The 6,564-nt window shown below is 69.3% G+C and carries 4 protein-coding genes; 1 reads left to right on the top strand and 3 read right to left on the bottom strand.

Translation table 11 applies throughout. From position 1 onward, the window contains the following. Nucleotides 1-291: 291 nt before the first annotated feature. The 3 genes from MKL09_RS24165 to MKL09_RS24155 form a co-directional block, all read right to left on the bottom strand. Nucleotides 292-3,459 (bottom strand): multidrug efflux RND transporter permease subunit, encoded by a 3,168-nt coding sequence (locus MKL09_RS24165; protein WP_244024463.1) that lies wholly within the window; start codon nucleotides 3,457-3,459, stop codon nucleotides 292-294. 18 nt (nucleotides 3,460-3,477) lie between these two features. Beyond that, a complete protein-coding gene (locus MKL09_RS24160) occupies nucleotides 3,478-4,779 on the bottom strand; it encodes an efflux RND transporter periplasmic adaptor subunit (protein ID WP_244024461.1) in 1,302 nt (433 codons plus the stop codon). 234 nt (nucleotides 4,780-5,013) lie between these two features. Then, a complete protein-coding gene (locus tag MKL09_RS24155) occupies nucleotides 5,014-5,481 on the bottom strand; it encodes a hypothetical protein (RefSeq protein ID WP_244024460.1) in 468 nt (155 codons plus the stop codon). Between the two features lie 179 nt (nucleotides 5,482-5,660). Between MKL09_RS24155 and MKL09_RS24150 the strand changes: the two genes are divergently transcribed. Then, complete coding sequence (locus tag MKL09_RS24150; RefSeq protein WP_243945966.1) at nucleotides 5,661-6,221, top strand: L,D-transpeptidase; 561 nt, start codon at nucleotides 5,661-5,663, stop codon at nucleotides 6,219-6,221. The last annotated feature ends 343 nt before the right edge of the window (nucleotides 6,222-6,564 follow it).

Below are 6,564 nucleotides of genomic sequence, written 5' to 3'. Positions count from 1 at the left end.
ACAAACAAAGCGAGGGAGTTGCACACAACCGACCTAAAACAGGGGCACAAGCAGCACCCCCACAACACCAACAAGAGATTGGGAACAAACTCTAAAAAAAAGCGGGTGTGAGGTGTGTGGTGTTAACTGAGGGCACGGTGGAGAAACGCGCTCCTGTCATAAGGGGTGGGTGAGACAGCGGGGAAGAGAGGGGGCGGCAGCGGGGGGTGGAAGCGCCCAGCCCCCCCCCCGAGGGGGGGGGGGGGGGGGGGGAGGGATAAAGGCGTCGCGGTTTAGGCGCTTGCCCCCGCCCTACTCGGCCGCCGCCGCGTGAGGCCGATGGGCTGACGCCTCGTCCGAGCCCTCGCCCCGCTCGCCCTCCGCCACAGCCTTGCGCCGGAACAGGCGCATCACCACCACGAAGAACACCGGGACGAAGAACACCGCCAGCACGGTCGCGGTGATCATGCCGCCCATCACGCCGGTGCCGATCGCCTGCTGGCTCTTGGAGGCGGCGCCGGTGGCGATGGCGAGCGGCACCACGCCGAAGATGAAGGCCAGCGAGGTCATCACGATCGGCCGGAACCGGAGCGTCGCCGCATCGATCGCGGCCCGCACCACCGAGGTCCCGGGCTTCCACAGGTCACGCGCGAACTCCACGATCAGGATCGCGTTCTTGGCCGAGAGGCCGATGATCGTGATCAGCCCGATCTTGAAGTACACGTCGTTGGGCATGCCGCGCAGATAGACCGCTGCCACCGCGCCGATCACGCCGAGCGGGATCACCAGCAACACCGAGACCGGGATCGCCCAGCTCTCGTAGAGCGCGGCCAAGCACAGGAACACGATCAGCACCGAGAGCGCCAGCAGCAGGCTCGCCTGGCTGCCGGCCTGCTTCTCCTGGAACGACTGGCCGGTCCAGGCATAGCCGAACCCCTTGGGCAGCTGGAGCATCAGCCGCTCCATCTCGTTGATCGCGTCGCCCGAGGTGTAGCCGGGATTGGGCTCGCCGGTGATGCGCACCGACTGGTAGCCGTTGAAGCCGACGATCTGGCTCGGCCCCATGCCCCATTTCAGCTCGGCGAAGGATGACATCGGCACCATGGTGCCGGAGGCGTTCTTCACCGCGTAGTTGAGGATGTCCGAGGCGTTCATGCGCTGCAGCTGCTCGGCCTGCACGTAGACGCGCTGCATCTTGCCCCGGTTGGGGAAGTCGTTGGTGTAGACCGAGCCGAGGTTGAGCTGGATCGTGGCGTTGACGTCCTCGAACTTCACGCCGAGCGCCGCGGCCTTCTCGCGGTCGACGATCAGCTCCGCCTGCGGGGTCGGCGGCAGGCCCTCGATCTTCACCTTCTGCAGGATCGGGCTCGCCTGCGCGAGCTTGAGCAGCTGGTCCTGGGCCGAGAGCAGGGCCGCGTAGCCGCGGTTCGCCCGGTCCTGGAGGCGGAACGAGAAGCCGGCGGCGTTGCCGAGGTTGTCCACCGGCGGCGGTTCCTGGGCGTCCACGGTGGCGTCGCGGTAGGTGCTGAGCGCCGCGTTGGTGCCGGCCACCAGGGCGGCGGCCGAGTTCTTGGCGTCGCGCACGCTCCAGGGCTTGAGGGTCACGAAGGCCTGGCTGGTGCTCGGGGCCTGGCCGGAGAACGAGAAGCCGTTGAGCATGGTCACGGTGGCGACGCCCGGCTGCGCCAGCAGGTACTCCTCGACCCGGCGGTTGGCCTCCTGGGTGCGGTTGTAGGAGGCGCCGGGCGGCGTCTGGATGTCGACCGTGAAGAAGCCCTGGTCCTCCACCGGCAAGAAACCCTCCGGCAGGTTGATGAAGGCGTAGGCCGTGCCCGCCACCAGGGCGAGGTAGACCAGCATCACCCGGCCGGACTTCCGGATGAACCCCGCGACCCCGCTTCCGTAGCGGGCGGTCTCGCGGTCGACGAAGCGGTTGAACATGCAGAACACGCCGCCCTTGGCGTGGCCGTGGCCCTTCTCCACCGGCTTCAGGAAGGTCGCGCAGAGGGCCGGGGTCAGCGACAGGGCGAGCAGCGCCGAGAACGCGATGGAGGTCACCATGGCGATCGAGAACTGCCGGTAGATGATGCCCACCGAGCCGGGGAAGAACGCCATCGGGATGAACACCGCCATCAGCACCAGGGTGATGCCGATGATCGCCCCGGTGATCTGCTCCATGGCCTTCTTGGTGGCCTCCTTGGGCGGCAGACCCTCCGCGTTCATGATCCGCTCGACGTTCTCCACCACCACGATGGCGTCGTCGACCAGGATGCCGATGGCCAGCACCATGCCGAACATGGTGAGCACGTTCACCGAGAAGCCGGAGATCCACATCACCGTGACCGTGCCCATGAGGGCGATCGGCACCACGATGGTCGGGATCAGGGTGTAGCGGATGTTCTGCAGGAACAGGAACATCACCAGGAAGACCAGCACCACCGCCTCGACCAGGGTGTGCAGCACCTTCTCGATCGAGGCCTCGACCGCCGGGGTGATGTCGTACGGGATGTCCCACTTCAGGTCCGGCGGGAAGAACTGGGACAGCTCGACCATCTTGGCGCGGATCGCCTTGGCGGTCTCGAGCGCGTTGCCGTCGGGGGCGAGCGTCACCGAGATGCCGGCGGCGGGGCCGCCGTTGAGCCGGGTGGAGAACTGGTAGGCGTCGCCGCCGAGCTCGATCCGGGCGACGTCGCGCAGGCGCACGTTCGAGCCGTCGGAATTGGCCCGCAGCACGATCGCGCCGAAATCCTCGATGGTGCCGAGCTGGCCCTTCACGATGATCGGCACCGTGACCGCCTGCTTGATCGGGCTCGGCTGGGCGCCGACCGAGCCAGAGGCGACCTGGATGTTCTGGTTGCGGATCGCCTGCGTGACGTCCTCGGCGCTGAGCGACAGGCCGCGCAAGCGGTCCGGATCGACCCAGACCCGCAGCGAGCGCTCGGTGGAGTAGAGCGTCGCGCGCCCGACCCCGGGGATGCGCCGGATCTCGTTGATGATGGTGCGATTCATGAAATCGCCGAGGCCGATCTCGTCCATCGACCCGTCCTTGGAGACCAGGGTGATGATATTGAGGGTCGCGGCCGAGGCCTCCTCGACCAGGATGCCCTGCTGGCGCACCTCCGCGGGCAGGCGGGCCTCCACGCGCTTGAGCCGGTTCTGCACCTCCACGGAGGCCAGCGCGGGCTCGGTGCCGGGCAGGAAGGTCGCGGTGATGTTGACCGAGCCGAACGAGTCGGTGGTCGACTCGAAGTTCATGATGTTGGCCGCGCCGTTCAGTTCATCCTCGATGAGCCGGGTCGTGCCGACATAGAGGCTGTCCACCGAGGCGCCGGGATAGGCCGTGGACAGGGCGATCTGCGGCGGGGCGATCACCGGGTACTGCGCGATCGGCAGGTTCGGGATGGCAAGCGCGCCGCCCAGGCAGATGAACAGGGCCACCACCCAGGCGAAGACCGGGCGGTCGATGAAGAAGCGTGCCATGCGCGTGGTCCCCCGGGCTCAGTGGCGGTTGACCGCGGCGGCGCGCGGAGCGGCCTGCGCCTTGTCGCCGGAATTCTGGTCGCCAAATTTCTGTTCGACCGGCGCGTCGGAGGCCTCGTCGGCATCGTGCTTCGGGCCCGCCTCGCCGTGGGCGGGGGTCTGGTCCACCGGCTTCACCTTCGCGCCCACGGTGATCTTCTGGACGCCGTCGATCACGACCTTCTCGCCGCCCTTGAGCCCATCGCGGATCAGCCAGTTCTGCCCGACCACCGGTCCGACCTCGACGGGCTGGCGCATCACCGTGTCGTCGGCCCGCACCAGCCAGACCTCGGCGCGGCCGTCCTCGGTGCGCTGGATCGCCTGCTGGGGCACCGCGATGGCGTCGGAATCGATGCCCTGCTTGATCCGGGCGCGGACGTACATACCCGGGAACAGCTCGTCATGCGGGTTGGGGAACTGCACCCGCAGGGTCACCTGGCCGGTGCTCGGGTCGGCGGTGACGTCCGAGAACAGCAGCCGGCCGGCGAGCGGATAGAGCGAGTTGTCGTCCATGATCAGGTGGACGTTGGCGGTGTTGTCCTCCAGCCGGGCGAGCTCGCCGCTGGCGAGGTCCCGGCGCAGGCGGTTCAGTTCGCCCACCGACTGGGTGATGTCGACGTAGATCGGATCGAGCTGCTGGATCGTGGCGAGCGCCCCCGTGGAGCCCGGCTCGATCAGGGTCCCCTCGGTGAGCAGCGCCCGGCCGATCCGGCCGGTGATCGGCGCGCGCACGTCGGTCCAGCCGAGGTTGAGCTGCGCCCGGTCCCGGGCCGCCTTGGCGCCGGCGACCTCGGCCTCCGCCTGCTTCTTGCCCGCGAAGGCCGCGTCGTACTGGGCCTGGCTGGCGGTCGCCCGGGTCAGCAGCTGCTCGAGCCGGTCGGCCTGCTGGCGGGCGAGCACCAGGGCGGCCTCGTGGCGGGCCAGCACGGCCTCCGCGCTCGCCAATTCGACCTCGAAGGGCGCCGGGTCGATCTTGTAGAGGATGTCGCCTTCCTTGACCTGGCTGCCCTGCTCGAACAGGCGCTTGACCACGAGGCCCGAGACCCGCGACCGGACCTCGGCGATGCGCATCGGCGCCACCCGGCCGGGCAGGTCGCGTAGGTAGGGAATCGCCTGCGGCGTCACCGTGACGAAGCCCACCTCCGGCACCGGCGGCGTCGGCGCGGCCGCCTGCTTCGGGTTGCAGGCCCCCAGCGCGAGGGCCAGCAGGGCGGCCGCCCCCAGGAGGCGGGCGCGGCGCCGGACGTGGGACGGGGTGGTGGCGGACGAAGGGCGGGTCACGGGTTCCGACGCTCCTGGAAAAACATGCGTCTGCAGAGGCCGGCGCGGAGTTGGGACCGCGCGTCGTCGAGGCGGATCGTGCATCCTCCCGAAAGGGAAGTTTCCGGCTTTCGGAAACGAGATGCGGTGCGATCAGGACTTCGGGCCAACGTGCCGGATCCGGAATCCGGGACGAGGGTCTAGTGCCGATACAGGAAGATCGGGGCGCCGGGCCGGACAGATCGGCGGCGCGGGTCAGGCCGCCCGGGGCGGACGGTGCAGGGACTCGTCCGGTCCGGAAGCCGGCGCGAGGGCCGGGGCATAACCATAGGATGCGGCGGAGACGTGACGGGGCCGCGGCGCCTCGACCGGCCGGCGCGGGAGCCCGAGCTCGCTGACGATCTCGATATCGGGCGGGCACAGGTCGGTGCCGTCGAACAGCGACCGGCGAGCCTCGGGGGCCGCCTTACGTGCATCCAACCCGCGCGCATCCGACAGGACGGCCACCGCCTGGCTCATCACCGAACAGGCCGGCCCCCTCCCCGGCGCGGCCTGGGCTGGCCGGGGGGCAGCCATCAGCGCAGCCGCCGCGACGACGAGCACCGCCAGCACGGCGAAGCTCCGGACGAGGCGGTCCGGCGAGCCCGCAACGCGGCGGGCCAGAAGGGCGGCGGATCGGATCACGAACCCGAGATAAGCACGGCCGTCGCCCGGCGCAATCACCCACGGCGTCGCGGCGTTTCCCGGTGTTGCCTGGAGCACACACGCAGGCCCGGATTTAAACCCTCCACCCCGCCGGCCTCAACCTTGCCGCGAAGTCCGGGCCGGTTCGCCGGAGGATCGCGGCACACCCGCGACGACCGACGCCATCGGCAAGTACCGGCAAGTAAGAGGACAAGACCATGTCGAGACGGATCGCGATGCTGGGGCTCGCAGCCGCCCTGCTGGGGAGCGCGCCCGCCTCCGCCAGCCCGCTGGACAGCGGGCCGCTCGCGGATTTCCTGAACGTCTTCCGCAGCCAGGCGATCCCGCGCGAGACGATCGGCTGGAACAGCACCGAGAAGCCCGGCACGATCGTGATCTCCACCAGCCAGCGCCGGCTCTACTACATCCTCGGGAATAGCGAGGCGATTCGCTACGGCGTCGGTGTCGGCCGGCAGGGATTCTCCTGGTCCGGCACCAAGACGGTGACGATGAAGAAGGAATGGCCGGCCTGGCGTCCGCCGCAGCAGATGCTGGCCCGCCGCCCGGACCTGCCCCGTTACATGGCCGGCGGCCAGGACAACCCGCTCGGCGCCCGCGCCCTCTATCTCGGCTCGTCGCTCTACCGGATCCACGGCTCGAACGAGCCCGACACGATGGGCGCCGCGGTCTCCTCGGGCTGCATCCGCATGACCAACAAGGACGTGGTCGACCTCTACGACCGGGTCCGGGTCGGCACCAAGGTGGTGGTGCGCGACTGAGCGCGAATCCCGGCGGCCGGCTCGCCCTGTCTGGCGGCGACCGGCCTCCTGAATCGTCGGGTGACGGCGAGGCCGCTCGCCCGTGCAGCGGATTGAGCACGTCGCCGCCCGCGCGAGCCGGGGCGTGAATCCACCCGTCCGGCTGCCAGGGTCCGCGTGCCCTGAACCCCGCGCCGAGCCGAGATCGTGAATCCGCACCGAAGCCGGCATGGCGGATGCGCCGACGCCGGCAAGCGCCCGCCGCACCGATTTTTATTGTCGCTCCGTCTCACGGCTGCCGGCTGCGATCTCGTGCACCGCTGCATTGATCTCTACAATCGTTCTAAAATATCGGGCGACAGGC

The organism is Methylobacterium sp. J-048 (genome assembly GCF_022829515.1).
Lineage (GTDB): Bacteria > Pseudomonadota > Alphaproteobacteria > Rhizobiales > Beijerinckiaceae > Methylobacterium.
The sequence above is the reverse complement of the archived record's forward strand: the minus strand, read 5'-3'. Positions and strand labels throughout refer to the sequence as shown.